This window comes from Roseovarius halophilus (ex Wu et al. 2025) (assembly GCF_047086965.1).
Window position 1 is genome coordinate 1 of record NZ_JBKOTX010000079.1, and the last position, 23,779, is coordinate 23,779.

The window sequence follows — 23,779 nt, forward strand, 5'->3', positions numbered from 1 at the left end:
CGCTGTGCGGCGTGCCGGCGGTGCTGGCGCTGGCGGTGTTCTGGGCGCCGGGGCCGGCGCCGTGGCTGACCGTGACGCTGGTGGCGGGGCTGTTGGTCTTTGGCGGGGTGTTCGCCGTGAACTCGTCGCTGCATTCCTACCTGATCCTTGCTTTCACCCGGGCCGACCGGGTGACGATGGATGTCGGGTTCTACTACATGGCCAACGCGGGCGGCCGCCTGCTGGGCACGGTCCTGTCGGGGCTGACCTATCAGGCGGGCGGGCTCGCGCTGTGTCTGGCCACGGCGGCGGGGATGGTGGCGCTCTCGGCGCTGGCATCGGGGCGCTTGCGGCCCCATGAGCAAGAGGAAGCATCGGCATGAGCGTGTTCGAACGGTATCTGACCCTGTGGGTGGCGCTGGCCATGGCCGGCGGCATCGCGCTCGGCAGTGTCGCGCCGGGCCTCGTGGCCGCGATCGCGGCGGCCGAATTCGCGAGCGTCAACCTCGTGGTGGCGGTACTGATCTGGGCCATGGTCTACCCGATGATGGTGGGCGTGGCGCCGTCGCGCCTGCGCGACGTGCTGCGCCAGCCGAAGGGGCTGGCGATCACCCTTGTCGTCAACTGGCTGGTCAAGCCGTTCACGATGGCCGCGCTGGCGGTCCTGTTCTTCGAAGGCGTCTTCGCCGACCTGATCGCGCCCGCCGACGCGCAACAATACGTGGCGGGGCTGATCCTGCTGGGCGCGGCGCCCTGCACCGCGATGGTGTTCGTCTGGTCGCAGCTCACGCGCGGGGACGAAAGCTATACCCTGTTGCAGGTCAGCGTGAACGACGTGGTGATGGTCTTCGCCTTCGCGCCCATCGTCGCCTTCCTGCTGGGGGTGACCGACATCGCCGTCCCGTGGGCGACGCTGGTGCTGTCCGTCGTCCTGTTCGTGGCGCTGCCGCTGGCGGCGGGGGTGGCAACGCGCCGGCGGTTGGGCACGACCACCCGGATCGAGGCGTTCAAGGCGCGGGTCAAGCCGTGGTCAATGATCGGGCTGATCGCGACCGTGGTGATCCTGTTCGGTCTTCAGGGGCAGGTGATACTGGACCGGCCGCTGGTGATCGGGCTGATCGCGGTGCCGATCCTCGTGCAGTCCTACGGCATTTTCGTGCTGGCCTACGCGGCGGCATGGGTGCTGCGCGTGCCGCACCGGATCGCGGCGCCCTGCGCGCTGATCGGGACGTCGAATTTCTTCGAACTGGCGGTCGCCGTGGCGATCAGCCTGTTCGGCCTGAATTCGGGCGCGGCGCTGGCCACGGTGGTGGGGGTGCTTGTCGAGGTGCCGGTGATGCTGTCGCTCGTGGCCATCGCGAACCGGACGCGCGGCCAGTTCACCCTGCACCACGTGGCCGACGGCACCGACGCGTGACGCCGCCATTCCCGGCCGAATAGGCCGCCCGCGTGGCTCCGCCCCAGCCCCTTGCATTTCGTGGTGCGCGCTCGGGCGAAACCCTTTGTGATTGCAAGGACGGATCGAACAAAGGCGCCCGAAGAAATCTTCGGGCGCCGCAGATGCTGGATTTTCGTTCAGCCGGACGGAGACGCGCAATGCCGGGCCGCGGCGCGGCGATCCGACGGCTGATCGGCAGAACTTTATGGCAGCCAATCACATGGAAGACCAGGGCGGCGTGCTTGTGTTGACAAATCGCCGTGCCGTGGGGGCGGCCCGGCGATGCGCGGCGGGCTTCGCCCTTGTTCCGCGCGGGGAAGGGCAGGAAAATCCGCATTTACTGCCACGGGCCGGCCCGGGCCCGGCCGTTTTTCGATTTGTGCCCGACCGCCCGCCGCCCCATATTGCGGGGCAGGGAGGCACCAGATGGACAGTTTCGACAGGATACCCGAAACCGGTCACGCGTTGCAATCTTTGGAGCGTGTTCTCAAGAAGCGGCAAGATGATCGGCAGAGAATTTGTAAGGGGTGAGCGTTTCCCGGCAGCTTAGGCCAAAGGGTACTTTACCCGGATAGACAATTTCGGAGGAGTTCATATGCAGATTGGACGGTTGGAAAAACAGGCCCTTCGGACAATATGGCCACGAGAAGATGCTGATTTTACGCCTTGGCTGGCCGTGCCGGAAAACCTCGATCTCTTGTCAGAAGCGCTTGACCTTGGGCCACTGGATAGAATTTCGACAGAGGTGAGTATCGGCAATTTTCGCGCAGATGTAGTCTGTCGGGATATCAACGATTTTGCGGTCGTAATTGAAAACCAGTTTCAGAAAAGTGATCATGTGCATCTGGGCCAAATACTTACTTATCTGGCGGCTGGTGAAGATGTGCGGACAATTGTCTGGATCGCGGAGTCGCTACGCGACGAGCATAGGGCCGCTTTGGAATGGTTGAACAATAATACCTCCACGGAGTTCGCTTTCTTCGGTGTCGAAGTGGAAGCCTGGCGAATAGGCGAAAGTGATCCAGCACCGAAATTCGAGGTTGTAGTAAGGCCGAATGACTGGGTGCGCAGACAGCGGCAGAAACGGCGCGCGACAGAAATGGAAGACTACCAGCGGCGAATGGAGTATTGGCAGGCATTTCTCGACCATTGGCCGGAATGTACAGACTTGTCTCCGCCCGCCAGCGCGCCAAACCAAGGTTGGATGAAACTAGCACTGACTGCCGATAGCAAACCGCCCGATGGCGGAGGCGTATATGTTTACCGAATGATCGGTGACGGCACAGTCGGGGTTTATTTGTCTATCGGACGGCGGGACCGGGACCTTTTTGACGACTGGTCCGCGAAGTTGGATTTTCCATCTTTGGAGAACGGGGTCTGGGAGCAAAACCGAAGTGGTTTGTTTCAGTTTTTCAAGACGCTAAAGGCGGACGCATTGGACGAGAGCGACTGGAAGCGGCAACACGAATGGATGCGGGACCGTGTCAGGGAGTTTGTTGAGGATTGGCGCAATGGACTTCGAGGCGAGGTCGTTCGCTTGGTAGACAAAGAACAACTGACTGAACTCAGGGATTAATATGGACCGTTTCGACAGGATACCCGAAACCGCGCTGGACTGGCACCGTGCGGGACATGGCGCCGCGCTGGCCACGGTGGTGCAGACTTGGGGCAGCGCGCCGCGCCGGGTGGGCAGCCAGTTGGCGATTTCCGGCCGGGGCGAGATCGAGGGCTCGGTGTCGGGCGGCTGCGTCGAGGGCGCCGTCGTGGCCGAGGCGCTGGACGCCATCGAAGCGGGCAAGCCGGTCATGCTGGAATACGGCGTGAGCGACGACGACGCCTTTGCCGTCGGGCTGGCCTGCGGCGGCACGATCCGCGTTCTGGTCGAACCGGTGGGGCCCGTTTTGCCGGTGAACCTGCTGGAGGATCTGGTGCTGGCGCGCGAATCGCGCGTGCCGATCGCCTACGTGACCGGGCTCGACGTGACGCGCCGGCTGGAGCAGTCCGGCCACGGGACACGGTTCCGCATGGACCGGTCGGGCTTCGAGGAGGATGGCGAGACTTTCGTGGCGATCCACAATCCGCCCTTGCGGCTGATCGTGGTGGGCGCCGTCCACATCGCGCAGGGCCTGCTGCCGATGGCGCGGATCGCGGGCTATGATCCGGTGCTGATCGACCCGCGGGAAACCTTCGGCAGCGAAGCGCGGTTCCCCGGCGAGACGATCCTGCACGACTGGCCGGACGACGCCGTGTCCGCCGTTGGGCTGGATGCGCGCACGGCGCTGGTGCTGCTGACGCACGACCCCAAGCTGGACGATCCGGCGCTTGAACGGGCGCTGGACTCGCCGTGTTTCTACATAGGGGCGCTCGGCTCCACCCGCACGCATGCCAAGCGGGTCGCGCGGCTGTCGGAGAAGGGATTTTCCGAGGCGCAGATCGCGCGCATTCACGGGCCGGTGGGGCTGGATATCGGCGCGGCCGGTCCGGCCGAGATCGCCGTGGCGACGCTGGCCCAGATGACCCGGGTCCTGAGGCAGGGTGCATGAAATTCGGCCCCGTTCCGGTATCGAGCGCCGAGGGCGGGATCCTCGCGCATTCGCTGCGCCTTGCCGGGGGGCGGCTGCGCAAGGGGCATGTGCTGGTGCAGGCCGACATCGACGCGCTGCGCGCCGACGGCATCGACGAGGTGACCGTGGCGCGGGTCGAACCGGGCGATCTGCCCGAGGACGACGCGGCCGAACGGCTGGCCCGCGCGTTGCATGATGGCGCCGCCCACATACGGCGGAGCGAGCCGTTCACCGGCCGGGTGAACCTCATCGCCGAGGGGCCGGGCGTGGTGCTGATCGACGCGGCGCGGATCAATGCCGTGAACGCGGTGGCCCCCATGATCACCGTGGCCACGGTGGCGCCGTTTCACCAGGTTGCGACCGGGGCCATGATCGCCACGGTCAAGATCATTTCCTACGCCGTGCCCGGCGCCGCGGTCGAGACGGCGGCCGCCGCCGCGGGGGGGGCCATCACGCTGGCCGTGCCGGTGCACCGCACGGCCAGCCTGATCCTGACGGACATTCCCGGCGCGCCGGGCGACAAGGGGGTCGAGGCGATCGAGAACCGGCTGACAGGGCTGGACATGAGCCTCGCCGAGACGCGGCGCTGCCAGCATGACGATGATGCGCTGGCGCGGGAAATCGCCGCCGCGACCGGCGACATCGTGTTGATCCTGACGGGCTCGGCCACGTCGGACGCGCGGGATACCGCCCCCGAGGCGCTGCGCCGGGCCGGGGGGCGTGTCGAACGGTTCGGGATGCCGGTCGATCCGGGCAACCTGCTGTTTCTGGGCGATCTGGCCGGGCGCCCCGTGATCGGCCTGCCGGGCAGCGCGCGCTCGCCCGTCCTGCACGGGGCCGACTGGGTGCTGTCGCGCGTGGCCTGCGGCGTGCCGGTCAGCAGCGCCGACATCGCGGCGATGGGGGTTGGCGGGCTGCTCAAGGAAATTCCCACGCGGCCGCAACCGCGGCGCGGACGCGCGAAATCCTGACCGCGCCCGAGAAAGCGGGTTCTCAAGGGGTTGGTGTCGTGCTTAAGTCGTCACAGCATGTGACAACAGTCAAAACGGGAGGAGCCAATGCCGAAGGTCAGCATGACCGTCAACGGCAAGCCAGCATCGCACGAGGTCGAGGGCCGCACGCTGCTTGTCGAATACCTGAGAGAGACGCTGGGCCTGACCGGCACGCATGTGGGCTGCGACACCAGCCAGTGCGGTGCCTGCGTGGTCCATGTGAACGGTCACGACGTGAAGGCGTGCACCATGTTCGCCGCCGAGGCCGACGGCGCCGAGGTGACCACGATCGAAGGGATGGCGGCGCCCGACGGAACGCTCAACGCGATCCAGCAGGCATTCCAGGATCATCACGGGCTGCAATGCGGGTTCTGCACGCCGGGCATGGTGATGACCGCCGCCGCGCTGCTGCGGGACAATCCGACGCCAAGCGAAAGCGAGATCCGCGATTACCTCGAAGGCAACATCTGCCGCTGCACGGGCTATCACAACATCGTCAAGGCGATCATGGCGGCCAGCGGTCAGGACGTGACAGCCATCGCCGCGGAGTGACCCGGCAGGCGAAGGCGAATGGAAGCGTGGGCACCGGCCCACCAGGGAGGAGTTGAAAATGCCGAAAGACGGAGGCATCGGCGCCGCATCGACACGGCGCGAGGATGTCCGGTTCCTGAGCGGAACCGGCAATTACACCGATGACATCAACGTGCGCGGGCAGGCCTATGTGCATTTCCTGCGCTCGGACGTGGCCCATGGCCAGCTGACCAAGGTTGACACCACCGGCGCCGAGGGCATGCCCGGCGTGATCCGCGTCTTTACCGGCGCGGATTTCGACGCCTTGGGCGGCATCCCCACCGGCTGGCAGGTGACAGACCGGCACGGCGAGGTCATGAAGGAACCCGCGCATCCCGTCCTGGCGCAGGGCAAGGTGCGCCATGTGGGCGATCCGATCGCCGCCGTGGTGGCCGAGACCCGCGAACAGGCGCGCGACGCCGCCGAGGCGATCGAGGTCGAGATTGACGAGCTGCCGGCCGTCGTCGACATGAAGGCCGCGCTGGCCGGGGATGCGCCGAAGGTCCATGACGATCTGGACGACAACCTTTGCTATGACTGGGGCTTCGTCGAGGAAAACCGCGACGCGGTTGACGAGGCCATCAAGTCGGCGGCGCATGTCACGACGCTGGAACTGGTCAACAACCGCCTGATCCCCAACGCGATGGAACCGCGCGTGGCGGTGGGTGACTACAACCGGGCGACGGACGATTCCACGCTGTTCACCACGTCGCAAAACCCGCATGTCATCCGGCTGCTGATGGGCGCGTTCGTGCTGAACATTCCCGAGCACAAGCTGCGTGTCGTCGCGCCCGACGTGGGTGGCGGCTTCGGCTCCAAGATCTTCCACTATGCCGAGGAGGCGTTCTGCACCTACGCGGCCAAGGCGCTCAACCGGCCCGTGAAATGGACCTGCACGCGCTCAGAGGCGTTCATGACCGACGCGCACGGCCGCGACCATGTCACCAGGATCGAGCTGGCCCTCGATGCCGACAACAATTTCACGGCCATCCGCACCGAGACCCATGCCAACATGGGGGCGTATCTGAGTACCTTCGCGCCGTCGATCCCGACATGGCTGCATGGCACGTTGATGGCGGGCAATTACAAGACGCCCAATATCTACGTGAACGTGAAGGCGGTTTTCACCAATACCGTGCCCGTTGACGCCTATCGCGGCGCCGGCCGGCCCGAGGCGACCTACCAGCTGGAGCGGGTGATCGACAAGGCCGCGCGCGAGCTGGGCGTTGATCCGATCGCGCTGCGGCGGCAGAACTTCGTCACCGAGTTTCCCTATGCCACGCCGGTGGCGGTGGAATACGACACCGGTGATTACACCGCCACGATGGACAAGCTGGAGGAGATCGCCGACCTGAGCGGTTTCGAGGCGCGGCTTGCCGAGTCGAAGAAGAACGGCAAGCTGCGCGGCCTTGGCGTGAACTGCTACATCGAGGCCTGCGGCATCGCGCCCAGCAACCTCGTGGGGCAGCTGGGCGCGCGCGCGGGGCTGTATGAATCGGCCACGGTGCGGGTGAATGCCACCGGCGGCATCACGGTGATGACGGGCAGCCACAGCCACGGGCAGGGGCACGAGACGTCCTTTGCGCAGGTGGTGGCCGACATGATCGGGATCGACCCGGCGATGGTCGAGATCGAGCATGGCGATACCGACAAGGTGCCGATGGGCATGGGCACCTACGGCTCGCGCTCGCTGGCCGTGGGCGGCAGCGCGATGGTCCGCGCGACCGAGAAGGTGATCAGCAAGGCCAAGAAGATCGCCGCGCACCTGATGGAGGCCAGCGAGGGCGACATCGAGCTCAGCGACGGCCAGTTCACCGTCGCGGGCACGGACAAGTCCGTGGCGTGGGGCGATGTCACGCTGGCGGCCTACGTGCCGCACAATTACCCGCTCGAGGAGCTCGAGCCGGGGCTGGAGGAGACATCCTTCTACGATCCGTCGAACTTCACCTATCCCGCCGGCGCCTATGCCTGCGAGGTGGAGGTCGATCCGGAAACCGGCAAGGTGACGATCGAGCGGTTCGCCGCCGCCGACGATTTCGGCAACGTGGTCAACCCGATGATCGTGTCGGGGCAGGTCCATGGCGGGCTGGCTCAGGGCATCGGGCAGGCCCTGCTCGAAGGATGCGCCTATGACGAGGACGGCCAGTTGCTGACCGGCTCGTACATGGATTACGCCATGCCGCGCGCGGATGACGTGCCGTTCTACCACGTGGATCATTCCTGCCAGACGCCCTGCACGCACAACCCGCTGGGCGTGAAGGGCTGCGGCGAGGCCGGCGCCATCGGCAGCCCGCCATCGGTGGTCAACGCGGTGATCGATGCCCTGCATCGTGCCGGCAAGACCGACGTCACCCATATCGACATGCCCCTCAGCCCGTCCCGTGTCTGGACGGCGATGCAAGGGTAAGGAGGATCCCATCATGTACGCATTCGAGATCGACCGCCCCGCGACGCTGGCTGACGCGGTCAAGCTGCTGGGCGAGAGCGAGGAAAACCAGCCGCTGGGCGGGGGGCAGACGCTGATCCCGACGCTGAAGCAGCGCCTGGCCGCGCCTGACCGGCTGGTGAGTCTGACGGCCATCGACGAGATCCGCGGCATCTGCGAGGACGACGCGGGCCGCCTGTGCATCGGCGCGGCCACCACCCACGCCGAGGTGGCCGAGGGCGCGGGGGCTTATCCCGCGCTGGTCGCGCTGGCGGCCAATATCGGCGATCCTGCGGTGCGCAACCGGGGCACCATCGGCGGCAGCCTTGCCAACAACGACCCGTCCGCCTGCTACCCGGCGGCGGCGCTGGCCTCGGGCGCGACGATCGTCACGAACAGCCGCGAGATCGCCGCGGACGATTATTTCGAGGGCCTGTTCGAGACCGCACTCGACGAGGGCGAGATCATCACCGAGGTGAAGTTTCCCGTGCCGCAGGCAGCCGCCTACATGAAGTTCGAGCAGCCCGCCTCGCGCTTCGCGCTGGTGGGGGTTTTCGTGGCACGGTTTCCCGACGGGGTGCGGGTCGCCGTGACCGGCGCCTCGGAAGAGGGCGTGTTCCGCTGGAACGAGGCCGAGACGGCGCTTTCGTCGGATTTCTCCGCCGGCGCGGTGGAGGGCATGAGCCCGCCCGCCGACGGCATGATGGCCGACATTCACGGATCGGACGCGTACCGGGCGCATCTGGTGGGGGTGATGACCCGTCGCGCCGTCGCCGCCGCCGGCTGACCCGGCCGTGCCGGGATGAAAAAGCGCGCGGTCCTTGCAGGCCGCGCGCTTTCCTTGTTCCAGGCGTGACGGTCAGCCGATCTTGCGCAGCCTCTTGAACAGGCTGGACGTGTCCCACCGGCCGCCGCCCATCTTCTGCACGTCCTTGTAGAACTGGTCGACAAGCGCCGTCACCGGCAGCGAGGCGCCGTTCTCATCGGCGGTATCGAGGCAGATGCCCAGATCCTTGCGCATCCAGTCCACGGCGAAGCCGTGGTCGAACGCGTCATCCAGCATGGTTTCGTAGCGGTTGGACATCTGCCAGCTGCCGGCCGCGCCCTGGCTGATCACCTCGACCACGGCGCGCCCGTCGAGGCCGGCCTTCTCGGCGAAATGGAGCGCCTCGGACAGCCCCTGGACGAGCCCCGCGATGGCGATCTGGTTGCACATCTTGGTCATCTGCCCGGCGCCCGAGCCGCCGATGCGGCGGCAGAGCTTGGCGTAGGTATTCATGACCGGTTCGGCCGCGGCATAGGCGCTTTCGTCGCCGCCGCACATGATCGACAGCTGGCCGTTCTCGGCACCGGCCTGACCGCCCGAGATCGGGGCGTCGACGAAGTTGATGCCTGCCGCGCGCGCCGCGTCGTAAAGCTCCGCCGTCACGCGGGCCGATACCGTCGTGTGATCGACGAAGGTCGCGCCCCCGTCCATGCCGGCGAACGCGCCGTCATCGCCCAGGCAGACGCTGCGCAGATCGTCGTCATTGCCCACGCAGGCCATCACGAAATCGGCGCCCCGGGCGGCCTCGCGCGGGGTCGGGGCCATTTGCCCGCCATGTTCGGCGACCCATGCCTCGGCCTTGGATGCGGTCCGGTTGTACACGCAGACATCATGCCCCGCCGCCTGCAGGTGGCCCGCCATCGGATAGCCCATCACGCCGAGCCCGAGAAATGCCGTCTTGGTCATCTAGGTTCCCCCCTTGCGTCCTGTCCTTGCCATTGTCACTCGCGGGATTTCTGACTATCCCGGCAGTGGATGCAAGGAAAAACGGGGCAGGGCGCATGGCCGCAGTGACACGATGGCTGTTCCGCATCGCCACGGGGATGATCCTGCTGGCGCTTGTCGTGCTGGCCGGCGTGTACCTGCTGTTGTCGCGGTCGCTGCCCGAGTATGACAAGCGGCTTGCCGTGGCCGGGGTGTCGGCGCCGGTCGAGATCGTGCGCGACAACACCAACGTGCCGCACGTATTCGGCCAGCGCGATACCGACACCTATTTCGGCCTCGGCTATGCGCACGCGCAGGACCGGCTCTGGCAGATGACCATGCTGCGTCGCACGGTGCAGGGCCGCCTGTCGGAGGTGTTCGGGCCGCGCACCCTGCCAATCGACAAGGTCATGCGCCGCTATGATCTGCACGGGCTGGCGCGGGAAGCCGTATCGGAGCAGGACCGCTACACGCGCACGGCGCTCGATGCCTACGCGGCCGGCGTGAATGCCCGCCTCGCGGAAATCAACGAGTCCGCCCTCGGCCGCGGCGCGCCCGAGATGTTCGTTTTCAACGCGCCGATCGCGCCGTGGCAGCCAGCCGATTCGATCGCGATCATCAAGCTGATGGGCGTTCAACTGTCGTCGCATCTGGACGAGGAGGTGCTTTACGCGCGCACGTCGCTCGCCCTGGATGATCCGTCGCGGCTGGCCGATATCATGCCGCTGGCCCCCGGCAGCGGGATCGCGGCCTTGCCGGATTATGCGCGGTTTTTCCCCGGTGCGGCGGACCGTCGTGTCGCGGCGACCGCGGAAACCGGCCCGGATCTGGCCGATCTGCCCTTGTCGCCCTTCCGGACGCGGGCGTTCGCCGGGGCATCGAACGCGTGGGCGGCGGCGCCTGCCCGGTCGGCGTCGGGCGGGACATTGCTGGCCAATGATCCGCATCTGGGGTTCTCCGCCCCGGCCATCTGGTACCTCGCGCGGCTGGAACTGGATAGCGGCGGCGTGATCGGCGGAACGATCCCCGGCGTCCCGGTGGTGATGACCGGGCGCAGCGCCGACCTGGGCTGGGCGATCACCTCGTCCTACATGGATGATCAGGACCTTTACATCGAGCGGTTGAACCCGGACAACCCTCGGCAGTACCTCGCCCCGGACGGCTACAAGCCCTTCCGCACGGAACGGTCGATCATCCGCATCAAGGATGCCGAGCCCGTCACGCTGACCCTGCGCTGGACGGATAACGGCCCGGTCCTGCCCGGATCACATTTCGACCTGGCAGAGATCACGCCCGAGGGCCACGTGGCGTCGCTGGCATGGACGCTGTTTTCGCCGCGGGACAGGACGATGACCGCGGCAATGGGGCTGATGAAGGCCGGCACCGTGGAGCAGGCGATCACGGCCGGGTCGGATTTCCTCGGCCCGTCACAGAACCTCACGGTCGCCGACCGGGAGCGTGTCGCGCTCAAGACGATCGGCGCGATGCCACGCCGCCATGCCGGTCACGAAACCCGCGGGCGGATGCCCGCCCGCGGCTGGATCGAAAGGAACCGGTGGCAGGGCATGAGCCCCTATTCGGCCAACCCCGAATTCATCGCCCCGGTGAGCGGCCTGCTCGGCAACACGAACAACAAGACGGTCGAGCGGCCCTTTCCCCTGCATGTCAGTTACAGCTGGGGCGACACGCAGCGCGTGCACCGCTGGCAGAAGCTGATGCAGAACCGCGAGGTGCACACGCGCGACAGCTTCATCGAGGCCCAGCTCGATACCGTCAGCTTCACGGCGCGCTCGCTCCTTCCGCTGATCGGGGCCGACCTGTGGTTTACCGGCGAGGCCGCGCCCGAGGGCACGCCCGACCGCCGCCGGCAGCGCGCGCTGACCCTGCTGCGGGACTGGAACGGCGAAATGAACGAACACCTGCCCGAACCGCTGATCTATTCGGCGTGGCTGCGCGCCCTTCAGGACAGGCTGATCCGTGACGAGCTGGGCCCGTTGACGGCGGAGTTCACCCACCCCGAGCCGATTTTCATCGAACGTGTCTTCCGCGACATCGACGGCGCGGCGGAATGGTGCGACGTGCGCCAGTCGTCGCCCAAGGAGACCTGCACGGATATCGCCCGGCTGGCGCTCGACGATGCGCTGATCTGGATCGACGAGAATTACGGCACCGCTCTGGAAAGCCTGCGGTGGGGCGACGCGCACGAGGCGACGCATGACCACCAGGTGCTGGGCGATGTCCCGGTTCTGCGGTATTTCGTCAACATCCGGCAAAGCACGTCGGGCGGGGACAACACGCTGATGCGCGGGCGAACCAGCGGGGACCCTGCCGCGCCGTTCCGAAACGTGCACGGCGCGGGCTATCGCGGTGTCTACGACTTTGCCGACCCCGACAGCAGCGTTTTCGTGACGGCCACGGGCCAATCGGGCCATTTCCTCAGCCGGCATTACGATGACATGGCGCAGCTGTGGCGGCGGGGCGAATACATTCCCATGTCGCTTGATCCCGATCTCGCCCGCGCCGCCGCGGTCGGGGTGACCGTCCTGATGCCGCGCGACGACGGGTAGCCGCGCGCCGTGAACGCCGCGGGCCGGAGCGGATCAGCGGATCACGATCTCGTCGGCGCGCAGCAGCCCCAGCACATCGCGCGCCTGCTGATCGAGAAGGTCAAGATCGAGGTAGGTGTCCGACAGCCGCCGCGTGAGGTTCTCCATGCGCGCCACCCGCGCCTGCAGATCGTCAAGCTGGGCGCGCAGCGCCTTGGTTTCCGCCTTGATCTCGGCGCGCTGGAACAGCCCGTAATCCCCCTGCACGGCGGCGAAGGTGAAATAGACCCCGAGCCCGAAAGCCACGGCAAAATAGATCAATGCCCCCACTGCGGGGCGGTTGCGCGATTTCACTGGTCCTGCCTCTTGTTGTCGCCTCTCGCGGGCCGTCTCCAAGTATTGCCACATCGCCGGGGGCTTGTGAATCCCCTTTCGCGCGGTTGTGCGCCCGGGCTACCATGCTGCCGAAAGGAGAGTCGCCCATGCCGATCCCCCCGCCCAGCGTGTCCCTGTCCACCCACGAGGTGACGAACCAGCCCGAAGCGCGCGGCGATATCGACCTCTGGCAGGCGGATCCGGCACTGCGCGTTCACGCGGCCGCCAGCGGCGCCGATGCGGGGCACCTTGCCGGCTATGGCGCGCGCATCGGCACGGCCGAGTTGCGCGACGCGGGACTGGCGGCCAACCGCCACGCGCCCGAGGCGCGGCTGTTCGACGCCGGGGGGCGCAGGCTGGACGAAGTGGATTACCATCCGGCCTATCACCGCCTGATGCAGACGGGGATCGCCGGGGGCTACGCGGCGGTGGCGTGGGAGGGCCGCGCCGGCGGCCACGCGACCCATGCCGCGATGGTCTACCTGACCAGCCAGGTCGAACCGGGCTGTTGCTGCCCCATGACGATGACCTACGCCGCCGTCCCGGTTCTGCGGCGCGACCCGGCGCTGTTCGATCAATGGGTGCCCAAGCTGACCTCGCGCGCCTATGACGGGGCTGCCAAGCCGCTGGCGCGCAAGGCGGGGGCGACGATGGGCATGGCGATGACCGAGAAGCAGGGCGGCTCGGACATCCGCGCCACGACCACGACGGCGGCGCCCGACGGCGACGCCTACCGGCTGACAGGGCACAAGTGGTTCTGTTCGGCGCCCATGTCCGACGGTTTCCTGACACTGGCGCAGGCGCCCGGCGGTCTGACCTGCTTTCTCGTGCCGCGCTGGCTGGACGGCGGGCGCAACGCCATTCACCTGCAGCGGCTCAAGGACAAGCTGGGCAACCGCGCCAACGCCTCGGCCGAGATCGAGTATGACCGCGCGCTGGCCTTTCGTCTTGGTGACGAGGGGGACGGGCTGCGGGCCATTATCGAGATGGTGCACCACACGCGGCTGGATACCGCGATGGCGCCGGCGGGGCTGATGCGCGCCGCGCTCGGCCATGCCGCGCACTGGGCGGGCCACCGCTCGGCATTTCAAAAACGGCTGATCGACCAGCCGCTCATGCGCGCCGTGCTGGCCGACCTGGCGCTTGACTGGGAAGGCACGCTGGCGCTCGGCCTGCGGGTGGCGCGGGCCTTTGACGGGACGGCGCCCGAGGAGCGCGCCTTTGCCCGGCTGGCCGTGGCACTGGCCAAGTTCCTTGGCAACAAGCTGTGCCCGAGTGTCGTCTACGAGGCGATGGAGGTGCTGGGCGGCATGGGCTATGTCGAGGAGACAGGGCTGCCGCTGCTCTATCGCGAGGCGCCGCTCAATTCCATCTGGGAAGGCTCGGGCAACGTGATCTGCCTCGATATCCTGCGCACGCTCCGGCGTGAGCCGGCGGCGGGCGAGACGCTGAGCGCCGAGCTCTTCGCCGCCACGGGGCAGTTCCGCCATTACGACGCCGCGCTCAAGCGACACATGGCGCGGTTCCCGAAACTGCCGGACGAGGCCGAGGCGCGCTGGTACGCCGAAAGCCTCGCGACGCTGCTGACGGCCTCGGTCCTGATCCGGCAGGCGCCCGGCGCGGTCGGCGCGGGCTACGCGGGCACCCGGCTGGCCGAGGGCGGCCGGGGGCGTGTCAGCGGGGCGATCGGATCGGTGGAGACCGAGGAGATACTTGCACGGCTCACGGCCGGCGCACCGGGTTGAGCCGATTTTGCTAGGCGCCGTCCTTGTTCCCGCGCTCCTCGGCCTTGGCGCGGTTCCACAGGGCGTCCATCTCGGCAAGGTCGGATTGATCCGGCGTTTTTCCGGCGCTTTCAAGAAGTTCCTCGATGCGGTTGAAGCGTCGCGCGAACTTGGCATTCGCCCGGCGCAGCGCGGCTTCGGGATCGACCTTCATGTGTCGCGCCAGGTTGGCCGTCACGAAAAGCAGGTCGCCGAATTCTTCTTCGACCGCGTCCGGCGACAGATGCGCCGCCGCCTCGCTGAGCTCGCGCGATTCCTCGTTGATCTTGTCCAGCACCTGCCCGGCCTCCGGCCAGTCAAAGCCGACACGCGCCGCGCGTTTCTGCAGCTTCACCGCGCGCAGTAGGGCCGGCAGGCCGACGGCGACCCCGTCGAGCACGCCGGTCTGGGCCTTGTCCGCGCGCTCGGCGGCCTTGATCGATTCCCAGTCGCGGGTCTGCTGCTCGGCCGACTTGTCGCGCGAGTCCTCCCCGAAGACATGCGGGTGCCGCGCCACCATCTTGTCGGCAATGGCGTTCGCGACGCCGTTGAAATCGAACAAGTTTTCATCATCCGCGATCTGCGCGTGAAAGACCACCTGCAAGAGCAGGTCGCCCAGCTCGTCGCGCAGCTCGTCCCATGCCCGGCGCTCGATGGCATCGGCGACTTCGTAGGCTTCCTCGATCGTGTAGGGGGCGATGCTGGCGAAATCCTGTTCGATATCCCACGGGCAGCCGGTGTCGGGATCGCGCAGGCGGCGCATGATTTCCAGCAGGCGGGGCAGCCCCCCCTGCGGATCGTTGATGAGCGGGTCTTTTGACATTGCGCAGGTCTTTCCGATGCAGTTGACTGCACCGTGAAGCGCAACGTCACGGGAGTCCAGCCATGGCCGTCATCACCCGCATCGCCGGCTACGCCGCGGAGATGACCGAGCGGCGGCGGCACCTGCACCGTCACCCCGAGCCGGCTCTGGCGTGCCACGAGACGGCCGAATTCGTGGCGGACCGGCTGTGCGCGTTCGGAACCACCGAGATCGAGCAGGGGATCGCCGAAAGCGGCCTTGTCGCGATCATCGACGGGCAGGGCGGCCGCCCCACGATCGGGCTGCGCGCCGACATTGACGCGCTGCCCATCACGGAGGCGACCGGCGCGGCGTGGCAATCCACGCGGCCGGGCCTGATGCATGCCTGCAGCCATGACGGGCATACCACGATGCTGCTCGGCGCCGTGCGGCACTGGCCGCCGAGGCCGCGCGCGAGGCCGCCGGGCCGGCGGATGCCCGACACTTGAAATGACTGTGAAAGGGAAATACGAAGATGTCGCTGAAGGACGCTGCAAACCAGGTGGACCAGGCGTTCACGCGCGAAACATCGCGTGGGCTGACACACGAGAACACCTTCGGCGGTGCCACGTCCTTCCTGCGGCGTCGCTATACCAAGGATCTGGCCGGCGCCGACCTCGCGGTGACCGGCATTCCTTTCGACATGGCGGTCACCAACAGGCCGGGCACGCGCCTTGGCCCCCGCGCCATCCGAGAGGCGAGCGCGCTTCAGACCTTCGATCCGCCCTATGGCTGGGACGGGTTCAGCCCGCTCGAGGAACTGGATATCGTCGATTACGGTGATATTGCGTTCGATTATGCCGACATTCCCGCCTTTCCCGGCGCGCTGACGGCGCATGTCCGTGCCATTCTCGAGGCCGGGGCGGCCAGCATCGCGCTTGGCGGGGACCATTATATTTCCTTCCCGGTCCTGAGGGCGTATGCCGAGAAGTTCGGGCCGCTGTCGCTCTTGCAGTTCGATGCGCATTCGGACACGTGGGCCGATGACGATCTCGACCGCGTGGATCACGGCACGATGTTCTACAAGGCCGTCAAGGAAGGGCTGATCGACCCGGCGCGCTCGGTCCAGGTGGGGATCCGCACGGTCAATGCCGACAATCTGGGTGTGCCGACGATCGACGCGCGCGAAGTGCACGAGCGCGGCCCGGCCGAAACGGCCCGCCGCATCAAGGAAATACTGGGCGATGCCCGGACCTACGTGACATTCGATATCGATTGCCTTGATCCCGGTTTCGCCCCCGGAACGGGCACGCCGGTCTGGGGCGGGCTGTCAAGCGGGCAGGCCGCCATCATCCTGCGCGACATCGCGGGCATCAACATGGTCGGCGGTGACGTGGTGGAGGTGTCGCCACCCTTTGACGCGGGCGGTGCCACGGCCGTTGCGGGCGCGCATGTGGCGATGGAACTCATCTGCCTGTGGGGATGGCCCCGCCGCGGCTGACGGGACGCGGGGCGCCCCCACCGCCGGGCGGCGGGGGCCGGAAGGATCTACTTGGCGCCCGGTGCGATGATCATGATCATCTGGCGGCCTTCCATCTTGGGCATGTTCTCGACCTTGCCGAGCTCCTTGACGTCCTCGGCCACGCGCTGAAGCAGTTCGCGCCCCAGCTGCTGGTGGGCCATTTCCCGGCCCCGGAAACGCAGCGTGACCTTGACCTTGTCGCCGTTCTCCAGAAACTTGAAGACGTTGCGCATCTTGACTTCGTAGTCGTGCGTGTCGGTGTTGGGGCGGAACTTGACCTCCTTCACCTCGATCGTCTTCTGCTTCTTGCGCGCCTCGGCCTCGCGTTTCTGCTGTTCGTACTTGTACTTGCCATAGTCCATGATCTTGCAGACCGGCGGATTGGCATTCGGCGAGATCTCGACGAGGTCCAGCCCCGCTTCCTCGGCCATTTCAAGCGCCTCGGATGGCGACACGACGCCGGCATTGTCACCATCGGCACCGATCAGTCGGATCTCGGGGGCGCGGATGCGGTCATTGGTACGGGGGCCGGTATTGCGCGATGGCGGCGCGTTGTGGGGTCTGCGGGCTATGGCTTCGATCCTTCGTCTGTCAACAGTTTCGGAGGCAGAAAGTAACCGCGCCATCATGTGCTTTCAAGCGGCAATATCGGCTGATCCGGGCCGAAATGCGGCATCTTTGCCCTTGTGCCTTTCGAAATTCACAGCCATCTGGCAGATAAAGGATACAAGGGTGCGCGACGGGGGCGCACCGGTTTCAAGAGGATATGATGATGAGAAACGCAATCTGGATCCTGCTGGCGGTCGTCGTGCTCGGGGGTGGGTACTTGTTGTTTACCGGCAAGTCTGTCGAGGAGATCGCGACCGAGGTGTCCGGCGATACGGTAGACGCGCCCGAGGCGTTGGACGCGGCCGAGACGACGGCGGAGGAAACGGCGGAAAACGTTGATGAAACCGCGGACGCGGCAACCGAGGCCGTCGGCGACACCGCCGCGGAGGCCACTGACGCGGCGGCCGACGCGATCGAGGATGCCAATGACACGGTGGCCGAGACCGCCAGCGAGGCTGTCGACAGCGCGTCCGAAACTGCGCAGCAAGCCGCGGATGCGGCCGAGGACGCGGCAAGCACAGTCGTCGAGCAGGTCGACGAGGCGGCCGAGGGGGCCACGGACGCGGCCAGCGAGGCACTGGACACGGCAGCCGACGCGGCCGGTGATGCGGTGGACGCCGCCGGCGACGCCGCGCAGGGTGTCGCGGACGAGGCGACCGAGGCGGCGGGCGCCGCCATGGATGCGGCTGACGAGGCCGTGTCCGGCGCGATGGACAGCCTGGACGGGGCGACGACGGAAGACGACGACGCCGCCACCACCGGCACTGCCGCTGAAACCGAAGGTGCCGAAGGTGACATGTCCGAAGGCGAGGCCGCGACGACGGATACGACCGGGACCGACGCAACTGACGAGGCCGCTGACACAGAGGCGCCGGCTGGGGCTGACGCAGGTCAGGACGGTGCGACCAGGGACAACGGCGCAGCATCCGGCGCGGGCGCCGACGCGGAAGCCGCGGACACTGATGCAGAGGCCGCAGGCGCTGACAGCGCGGGCGACGGCGCGGACACGGCCGACTGGCTGACGGTTGACGGCTTCAACTTCGACAAGGTGTCGGAGATGATCGCCGACTCCGACCTCGGGACGATGGAAAAGACCGCGCTTACAGAGGCACTGCGCAAGGCACAGGATGATCCCGACATGCTGCGCGAGGCGCTCAACGCGGTGCGGGACGCGCTGAACCTCTGAGTCGCCCGGCCATTTCCAGACACGAAACCCGCGCCGCCCGGCGCGGGTTTTCTCGTTTCGGCCGGCAGCGTGACCCAGCGATCAGTCGAGGAACGCCTTCTCGACCACGTATTCCTTGGGTTCGGAATTGGCGCCCTCGCGCAGGCCGTATTCCTCCAGCATTTCCTTGAGTTCGAGGTTGAAGGCAAGGTTGCCGCAGATCATCGCGCGATCGGTTTCCGGCGTGAGCGGCTTGACGCCAAGGTCCTCGAACGCCTCCCCCGAGCGCATCAGATCGGTGATGCGGCCCGTCTTGTCGCTTTGCTCGCGCGTGGTGGTGGGGTAGTAGCGCAACTTCTCGTGAAAGCCCTCGCCGATCAGCTCTTCCAGCATCTCGTCGCGGCGGATGCTGTCGATCAGGGCCCTGCCATAGTCCAGCTCGTCCGCCTCGCGGCAGGTATGCGTCACGATCACCTCGTCGTAATCCTCGTAGGTCTGCGGATCGCGCAGAAGCGAGGCGAAGGGCGCGATGCCGGTGCCCGTCGCGAAGAACCAGATACGCCTGCCCGGCAACAACGCGTCATGCACCAGCGTACCCACGGGTTTGGGCCGCAGGATGATCTGGTCGCCCGGTTCGATATGCTGCAACCGGGAGGTCAGCGGGCCGTCGGGCACCTTGATCGAGTAGAATTCCAGCTCGTCATCCCATGACGGCGAGGCGATGGAATAGGCGCGCAGCAGCGGCTTTTCCTTGCCGGTTTTCTCGTTCGTCTCCATCAACCCGATCATCACGAATTCGCCCGAGCGGAAACGCAGGCTGGGCGGCCGGGTCACGCGGAAGGAAAACAACCGGTCGGTCCAGTGCGTGACCTCCGTGACGGTCTGCGCATCGGGCAGGGTGGGTGTCTTGATCGGCTTGGCGTCGGTCACGTCGGATATCTCGTTCATTGCGTCTTTTGCCGGTTTTCTGAACCGACACCCTCTCATAGTCATTGATCGAAGTCAGGTGAAGGGCGGTTTATCCGCGCAGGCGCGATTGATAGTCGTGCGCCCGCCAGTCTGCCCGGGAAAGCCACTGGTCCTCGGGCTGGCGCGCGGCCAGCGCGTCGGATATCTCCACCTCGTCGAAACCCGCGCGGCGGGCCATGGCGTACTGGTCGGCGATCACGTGGCCCCGGGCACGCAGGCGACCCCGATAGCCCAGCAGCCGCAATTGCCGCGCGATGGTGAAGCCGCGCCCGTCGGCGAAGGCGGGAAAATCCACGCGGATCATCCGCACCCCGTCCAGCCGGCCGGCCAGCGCGGCCGGGTCGGTATCCGGGGGCAGATCGAGCGACGTGGCGTCGGCCCCCGCCGCGTCCAGCGGGGTGGACGGGTCGGTCCAGCCGTCGCTGGTGAACCCGGTATCGGTGACAATCACGGTCATGCAGTCTCTCCTTGGCGCAGCATCCTGCCATTGACGAAATGGATGCCGCATTCGGTTTTTTCCTCGCCGCGCCAGCGACCGGCGCGGGGGTCTTCCCCGTCGGCCACGCGGGTCGTGCAGGGCATGCACCCGATCGAGGGATAGCCCCGCGCCACCATCGGGTGCCGCGGCAGGCGGTTCTCTTCCATATAGGTGCGGATGTCCCCGGGGTGCCAGTGGGCCAGCGGGTTGACCTTGATGCGCCCGGTGCCGGTTTCCACCTCGAAGAAGTCCAGCGCCGTGCGCGCACCGCCCTGGAACCGTTTGCGTCCCGTGATCCAGCCATCGAACCCGCGCAGCGCGGCCTGCAGCGGTTCGGCCTTGCGCAGGGCGCAGCACGCATCGGTATCGCGCCGGTGCAGCGTGTCGTCCGGATCGCGCGCGGCGCGCGCATGCTCTTGCGCGCGCACGACGCGCACGTCCCTCAGGCCCAGCCGCTCGGTCAGTTCCTGCTGGTAGACCAGCGTCTCGGCGAACAGGAGCCGCGTGTCGATGAAGATCACCGGCAGGTCGCGCCGCGCGATCGACACCATGTGCAACAGCACCACTGATTCCGCCCCGAAGCTGGACACCAGCGCCAGTTCGCCGGCATCCGGGTCGCCCAACGCCTGGTCCAGCACCGAGATCGCCGAATGATGGCGGTACCGGGCGTTGAGCGCGTGTACCTTGTCGGTCAGGTCATTGTGCAGCATGGTATTCTGCCTCGTCGTAAAGGGCCGCCTTGAACGGCGCCATGCCGAGCCGGCGGTAGGTCTGCAGGAATGTCTCGCCGGCCCCGTCGCGATGCTCCAGATAGGCGTGAACGATCCGTTCCACCGCCGGGACGATCTCGTCGGCGGCAAAGCCCGGCCCCGTCCGGTCGCCCAGCGTGGCGGTTTCCGTTCCGTCGCCACCCAGCGTGATCTGGTAATTCTCCACCCCCGCGCGGTCGAGGCCCAGAATGCCGATATGGCCCACGTGGTGGTGCCCGCAGGCATTGATGCAGCCCGAGATCTTGATCTTCATGTCGCCGATTTCGTGTTCCAGCTTCAATTCGTCGAAACGTGTCGCGATCTGCTGGGCCACGGGGATCGAGCGCGCGGTCGCCAACGCGCAGTAATCCATGCCCGGGCAGGCGATGATGTCGGAAATCAACCCGATATTCGCCGTGGCCAGCCCATGCCGTTTCAGTTCGGCATGAACGGCCGGCAGGTCGGACTTGTGGACATGCGGCAGGATCACGTTCTGCTCGTGGCTGATGCGCAGCTCGTCATGGCCGTATCTCTCGGCAAGATCGGCCATCGCGCGCATCTGCTCGGCCGTGGCGTCGCCCGGCGTGGCCCCCTGCGCCTTGAGGCTGATCTGCACGATGGCATGGCCCGGCGCGCGATGCGCTGCGAGGTTGGTGTCCGCCCACGACCGGAAGATCGGGTCGGTCCGGTAGGCGGTGTCGAAGACCGCCGTGCCCGCATCGCTGAACGCGGGCGGGGCGAAGGCCGCCGTGATCTCGTCGAGAAGGGTCTGGTCGATCCCGGTAAAGGTCGGGCGGATGGCCGCGAACCGCGCATCGACACGCGCACGAATGTCCTCGATTCCATGTTCGTGTACGGTGATCTTGATGCGCGACTTGAACTTGTTGTCGCGCCGGCCCAGCAGGTTCCACACGCTGACCACCGCCTCGACATAAGGCAGCAGGTCGGCCTGGGGGACGAAGTCGTTCAGAACCTTGCCGATCATCGGCGTCCGGCCCAGCCCGCCGCCCAGGATGACGCGATACCCGGTCTCGCCGTCACGCTCCACGATCTGCAACCCGATATCGTGCGCCTTGGTCACGGCGCGGTCGGTCGCGCTGCCGGTGACGGCGATCTTGAACTTGCGGGGCAGGAACTGGAATTCCGGATGATCGGTGGACCATTGCCGCAACAGCTCCGCCACCGGGCGCGGGTCGGCCACCTCGTCGGCGGCGGCGCCGGCGAAATGGTCGGCTGTGACGTTTCGGATGGTGTTCCCGCTGGTCTGGATGGCGTGCATGTTCACCTCGGCCAGCGCGTCCAGCATGTCGGGCACGTCGCGCAGCCGTGGCCAGTTGTACTGGATGTTCTGGCGGGTGGTGAAATGGCCATAGCCCTTGTCCCACCGCTCGGCGATATGGGCCAACTGGCGCATCTTGGCGCTGTCCAGCGTGCCATAGGGGATGGCGACCCGCAGCATGTAGGCATGAAGCTGCAGGTAAAGCCCGTTCATCAACCTGAGCGGCTTGAATTCCTCCTCCGTCAGGTGGCCGGCGACGCGGCGTTCGACCTGCGCGCGGAATTGCCTGTTGCGCTCCGCGACGAAGGCCGCGTCGAATTCGGTGTAGTCATACATCGGTCTGCTCCGCCTGCTTGCCGTGGAAATAGTTGGACGGCCCGGTGCACCGGAACGCCTCGCGGAAATGGGTGGGCTCGGGGCCCGGATCACCGGGGCGGGCATCGGCAAGGTAGGCGCCGACAACCGTGCCCGGCTGCCCCTCGGCCATCAGAAGCCGCAGCTTGGCGTGGTCCGCGTCGGTGATCAGTTCGGCCTCGTCCAGCCGGCGCGTCCAGCGGTCATCGGCGGTCAGGTAGACGACATCGCCCTCGATCAGCGCGTTGGCGGTGACGACCTTGGGGGTGAACGGTTTGGGCATGTCAGGCAAGCTCCTGTTCTGCTTGGATCATCCTGTCCTGCGCCGCGCGCGGGGGCAGGCCGTAGAAGGTCAGCGCGGGCCCGGTGAGCCCGGCCTGCGCCAGATCGTCGGGCAGGCGGTCCAGCGTTGTGGGCAGAACCCGCTGATCGGGGCGCGTGGCGTTTTCGATCACGGTGACGGGCGTAGCCCGGTCGGCCCCGTGCATGATCAGGCGCCCCTGGATGAAACGGGCCGATTTCTTGCCCATGTAGATCGCGGCCACCTCGCCCGGGCGGGCCAGCGCCTGCCAGTCGTGATCGGCAAAGCCCTTCATGTCGTGGCCCGTCAGCAGCCGGACCGACGAATTGCGCTGCCGTTTCGTCAGGCTCTGGCCGATGGCCGCCACGCTGGCCGAGGCGGCGGTAATGCCCGGCACCACGTGCCAGCCGATCCCGGCGGCCGCCACGGCCTCGGTCTCCTCGTCGAGGCGGCCGAACACCGTCGGGTCGCCCCCCTTGAGGCGTACAACCTGCGCGCCCCGCGCGGCGTGTTCGACGATCAGCCCGTTGATTTCCGCCTGCGTCATCGACGGGCCGAACCCTTCCTTGCCGGCGTCGATCAACGTCGCCTCGCGGCGGGCCAGCTCAAGGATCCCGGGCGTCACCAGCCGGTCGTGAATGACCACGTCGGCCGCGTCCAGCGCCTTGCGCGCCTTGAGGGTCAGCAATTCCGGGTCGCCCGGCCCGGCCCCCACGAAGGCCACGTGCCCGGCGCGCGCGGCGGTTCCGGTGTGTTTCTCGAGAAGGGCTTCCAGCCGGTTCTTCACGGCGTCCTCGCCCCGCGCGATGGCGCGTGGCCCTTCGGTGAAATAGTAGTCGGCCCAGAAATCCCGGCGCCTGCGCCCCATCGGCAGCACCTCGACGGCGCGGCGGAACGCCTTGCCGATGCGGGCCAGCGCGCCCAGCGTGGCGGGCAGCCGCGCCTCCAGGTCCGCCTTGATGGCCCGCGCCAGCACGGGCGCCGCACCCTCGGTACCGATTGCCACGGTGACAGGGTCGCGGTCCACGATGGCCGGCGTGATGAACTGGCTGTCGCCAAGGTTGTCCACGACTTGCCCATGGCTTGTTATCTCCGCTTCGCTTTTTTGTCCGCCGTGTGCCCGTAATAGGTACGGGTCGGGGAATATTCGCCGAACTTCTGGCCGATCAT

General features: G+C 67.0%; 20 protein-coding genes and 4 pseudogenes. 13 read left to right on the plus strand and 11 right to left on the minus strand.

The window, feature by feature from the left end:
* From ACH107_RS16250 to ACH107_RS16285, 8 genes and pseudogenes are all read left to right on the plus strand, one after another.
* Window positions 1–362: pseudogene (locus tag ACH107_RS16250) on the plus strand (MFS transporter); the annotation flags it as partial.
* Complete coding sequence (gene arsB, locus ACH107_RS16255) at window positions 359–1,396, plus strand: ACR3 family arsenite efflux transporter (protein ID WP_412506737.1); 1,038 nt, start codon at window positions 359–361, stop codon at window positions 1,394–1,396. The pseudogene ACH107_RS16250 and the gene arsB, both read left to right, overlap by 4 nt.
* A gap of 616 nt (window positions 1,397–2,012) precedes the next feature.
* Window positions 2,013–2,993, plus strand: coding sequence for a hypothetical protein (locus ACH107_RS16260; RefSeq protein WP_412506738.1), 981 nt, complete (start codon window positions 2,013–2,015; stop codon window positions 2,991–2,993).
* 1 nt (window position 2,994) lies between these two features.
* On the plus strand, window positions 2,995–3,960 hold the full coding sequence (locus tag ACH107_RS16265; RefSeq protein ID WP_412506739.1) for an XdhC family protein: 966 nt from the start codon (window positions 2,995–2,997) through the stop codon (window positions 3,958–3,960).
* Window positions 3,957–4,952 carry a molybdopterin-binding protein gene (locus ACH107_RS16270; protein ID WP_412506740.1) on the plus strand — a complete coding sequence of 332 codons (996 nt, stop codon included), beginning with the start codon at window positions 3,957–3,959 and terminating at the stop codon, window positions 4,950–4,952. The genes ACH107_RS16265 and ACH107_RS16270 overlap by 4 nt, the downstream gene beginning before the upstream one ends.
* 87 nt (window positions 4,953–5,039) lie before the next feature.
* Window positions 5,040–5,525 (plus strand): (2Fe-2S)-binding protein, encoded by a 486-nt coding sequence (locus tag ACH107_RS16275; RefSeq protein WP_412506741.1) that lies wholly within the window; start codon window positions 5,040–5,042, stop codon window positions 5,523–5,525.
* Window positions 5,526–5,583: 58 nt separating this feature from the next.
* A complete protein-coding gene (locus tag ACH107_RS16280) occupies window positions 5,584–7,950 on the plus strand; it encodes a xanthine dehydrogenase family protein molybdopterin-binding subunit (protein ID WP_412506742.1) in 2,367 nt (788 codons plus the stop codon).
* A 13-nt stretch (window positions 7,951–7,963) separates the two neighbouring features.
* Window positions 7,964–8,755: an FAD binding domain-containing protein gene (locus tag ACH107_RS16285; protein ID WP_412506743.1), complete on the plus strand. Its 792-nt coding sequence runs from the start codon at window positions 7,964–7,966 to the stop codon at window positions 8,753–8,755.
* Window positions 8,756–8,827: 72 nt separating this feature from the next.
* Here ACH107_RS16285 and ACH107_RS16290 read toward each other — a convergent pair whose 3' ends face one another.
* Window positions 8,828–9,700 (minus strand): NAD(P)-dependent oxidoreductase, encoded by an 873-nt coding sequence (locus tag ACH107_RS16290; RefSeq protein WP_412506744.1) that lies wholly within the window; start codon window positions 9,698–9,700, stop codon window positions 8,828–8,830.
* Between the two features lie 95 nt (window positions 9,701–9,795).
* Between ACH107_RS16290 and ACH107_RS16295 the strand changes: the two genes are divergently transcribed.
* On the plus strand, window positions 9,796–12,285 hold the full coding sequence (locus ACH107_RS16295; RefSeq protein ID WP_412506745.1) for a penicillin acylase family protein: 2,490 nt from the start codon (window positions 9,796–9,798) through the stop codon (window positions 12,283–12,285).
* 33 nt (window positions 12,286–12,318) lie between these two features.
* On the opposite strand, the gene ACH107_RS16300 is transcribed toward ACH107_RS16295, so the two are convergent.
* Window positions 12,319–12,618, minus strand: coding sequence for an FtsB family cell division protein (locus tag ACH107_RS16300; RefSeq protein ID WP_412506746.1), 300 nt, complete (start codon window positions 12,616–12,618; stop codon window positions 12,319–12,321).
* 128 nt (window positions 12,619–12,746) lie between these two features.
* Between ACH107_RS16300 and ACH107_RS16305 the strand changes: the two genes are divergently transcribed.
* The gene (locus ACH107_RS16305; RefSeq protein ID WP_412506747.1) at window positions 12,747–14,384 is read left to right on the plus strand and encodes an acyl-CoA dehydrogenase family protein; all 1,638 of its coding nucleotides are present in this window, start codon (window positions 12,747–12,749) and stop codon (window positions 14,382–14,384) included.
* A gap of 10 nt (window positions 14,385–14,394) precedes the next feature.
* Here ACH107_RS16305 and mazG read toward each other — a convergent pair whose 3' ends face one another.
* The gene (gene mazG, locus ACH107_RS16310) at window positions 14,395–15,225 is read right to left on the minus strand and encodes a nucleoside triphosphate pyrophosphohydrolase (RefSeq protein ID WP_412506748.1); all 831 of its coding nucleotides are present in this window, start codon (window positions 15,223–15,225) and stop codon (window positions 14,395–14,397) included.
* 62 nt (window positions 15,226–15,287) lie between these two features.
* Between mazG and ACH107_RS16315 the strand changes: the two are divergent.
* Window positions 15,288–15,638 (plus strand): annotated as a pseudogene (locus ACH107_RS16315) (M20/M25/M40 family metallo-hydrolase); the annotation flags it as partial.
* Between the two features lie 80 nt (window positions 15,639–15,718).
* Window positions 15,719–16,684, plus strand: coding sequence for an agmatinase (gene speB, locus ACH107_RS16320; protein ID WP_412506749.1), 966 nt, complete (start codon window positions 15,719–15,721; stop codon window positions 16,682–16,684).
* Window positions 16,685–16,731: 47 nt separating this feature from the next.
* Here speB and infC read toward each other — a convergent pair whose 3' ends face one another.
* Entirely contained in the window at window positions 16,732–17,277 is a 546-nt protein-coding gene (gene infC, locus ACH107_RS16325) for a translation initiation factor IF-3 (RefSeq protein ID WP_412506757.1), read from the minus strand.
* 200 nt (window positions 17,278–17,477) lie between these two features.
* Between infC and ACH107_RS16330 the strand changes: the two genes are divergently transcribed.
* The gene (locus tag ACH107_RS16330) at window positions 17,478–18,500 is read left to right on the plus strand and encodes a translation initiation factor 3 (RefSeq protein WP_412506750.1); all 1,023 of its coding nucleotides are present in this window, start codon (window positions 17,478–17,480) and stop codon (window positions 18,498–18,500) included.
* A gap of 81 nt (window positions 18,501–18,581) precedes the next feature.
* Here the strand turns inward: ACH107_RS16330 and ACH107_RS16335 are convergent, their stop codons facing one another.
* From ACH107_RS16335 to ACH107_RS16365, 7 genes and pseudogenes are all read right to left on the minus strand, one after another.
* A complete protein-coding gene (locus tag ACH107_RS16335; protein ID WP_412506751.1) occupies window positions 18,582–19,427 on the minus strand; it encodes a ferredoxin--NADP reductase in 846 nt (281 codons plus the stop codon).
* Window positions 19,428–19,497: 70 nt separating this feature from the next.
* Window positions 19,498–19,905, minus strand: a complete 408-nt coding sequence (locus ACH107_RS16340; protein WP_412506752.1) for a DUF934 domain-containing protein — start codon at window positions 19,903–19,905, stop codon at window positions 19,498–19,500.
* The gene (locus ACH107_RS16345) at window positions 19,902–20,636 is read right to left on the minus strand and encodes a phosphoadenylyl-sulfate reductase (protein WP_412506754.1); all 735 of its coding nucleotides are present in this window, start codon (window positions 20,634–20,636) and stop codon (window positions 19,902–19,904) included. The genes ACH107_RS16340 and ACH107_RS16345 overlap by 4 nt, the downstream gene beginning before the upstream one ends.
* A complete protein-coding gene (locus ACH107_RS16350; protein WP_412506755.1) occupies window positions 20,623–22,290 on the minus strand; it encodes a nitrite/sulfite reductase in 1,668 nt (555 codons plus the stop codon). The genes ACH107_RS16345 and ACH107_RS16350 overlap by 14 nt, the downstream gene beginning before the upstream one ends.
* Window positions 22,283–22,591 (minus strand): DUF2849 domain-containing protein, encoded by a 309-nt coding sequence (locus ACH107_RS16355; RefSeq protein WP_412506756.1) that lies wholly within the window; start codon window positions 22,589–22,591, stop codon window positions 22,283–22,285. The genes ACH107_RS16350 and ACH107_RS16355 overlap by 8 nt, the downstream gene beginning before the upstream one ends.
* 1 nt (window position 22,592) lies before the next feature.
* Window positions 22,593–23,681, minus strand: a pseudogene (gene cysG, locus ACH107_RS16360) (siroheme synthase CysG); the annotation flags it as partial.
* A gap of 14 nt (window positions 23,682–23,695) precedes the next feature.
* Window positions 23,696–23,779: pseudogene (locus tag ACH107_RS16365) on the minus strand (30S ribosomal protein S19); the annotation flags it as partial.

Bases quoted from the DNA above. Each gene is read 5' to 3' on its own strand.
- arsB (WP_412506737.1), top strand. From the start codon at position 359: ATGAGCGTGTTCGAACGGTATCTGACCCTGTGGGTGGCGCTGGCCATG.
- ACH107_RS16260 (WP_412506738.1), top strand. From the start codon at position 2,013: ATGCAGATTGGACGGTTGGAAAAACAGGCCCTTCGGACAATATGGCCA.
- ACH107_RS16265 (WP_412506739.1), top strand. From the start codon at position 2,995: ATGGACCGTTTCGACAGGATACCCGAAACCGCGCTGGACTGGCACCGT.
- ACH107_RS16270 (WP_412506740.1), top strand. From the start codon at position 3,957: ATGAAATTCGGCCCCGTTCCGGTATCGAGCGCCGAGGGCGGGATCCTC.
- ACH107_RS16275 (WP_412506741.1), top strand. From the start codon at position 5,040: ATGCCGAAGGTCAGCATGACCGTCAACGGCAAGCCAGCATCGCACGAG.
- ACH107_RS16280 (WP_412506742.1), top strand. From the start codon at position 5,584: ATGCCGAAAGACGGAGGCATCGGCGCCGCATCGACACGGCGCGAGGAT.
- ACH107_RS16285 (WP_412506743.1), top strand. From the start codon at position 7,964: ATGTACGCATTCGAGATCGACCGCCCCGCGACGCTGGCTGACGCGGTC.
- ACH107_RS16290 (WP_412506744.1), bottom strand. From the start codon at position 9,700: ATGACCAAGACGGCATTTCTCGGGCTCGGCGTGATGGGCTATCCGATG.
- ACH107_RS16295 (WP_412506745.1), top strand. From the start codon at position 9,796: ATGGCCGCAGTGACACGATGGCTGTTCCGCATCGCCACGGGGATGATC.
- ACH107_RS16305 (WP_412506747.1), top strand. From the start codon at position 12,747: ATGCCGATCCCCCCGCCCAGCGTGTCCCTGTCCACCCACGAGGTGACG.
- mazG (WP_412506748.1), bottom strand. From the start codon at position 15,225: ATGTCAAAAGACCCGCTCATCAACGATCCGCAGGGGGGGCTGCCCCGC.
- speB (WP_412506749.1), top strand. From the start codon at position 15,719: ATGTCGCTGAAGGACGCTGCAAACCAGGTGGACCAGGCGTTCACGCGC.
- ACH107_RS16330 (WP_412506750.1), top strand. From the start codon at position 17,478: ATGAGAAACGCAATCTGGATCCTGCTGGCGGTCGTCGTGCTCGGGGGT.
- ACH107_RS16335 (WP_412506751.1), bottom strand. From the start codon at position 19,427: ATGAACGAGATATCCGACGTGACCGACGCCAAGCCGATCAAGACACCC.
- ACH107_RS16340 (WP_412506752.1), bottom strand. From the start codon at position 19,905: ATGACCGTGATTGTCACCGATACCGGGTTCACCAGCGACGGCTGGACC.
- ACH107_RS16345 (WP_412506754.1), bottom strand. From the start codon at position 20,636: ATGCTGCACAATGACCTGACCGACAAGGTACACGCGCTCAACGCCCGG.
- ACH107_RS16350 (WP_412506755.1), bottom strand. From the start codon at position 22,290: ATGTATGACTACACCGAATTCGACGCGGCCTTCGTCGCGGAGCGCAAC.
- ACH107_RS16355 (WP_412506756.1), bottom strand. From the start codon at position 22,591: ATGCCCAAACCGTTCACCCCCAAGGTCGTCACCGCCAACGCGCTGATC.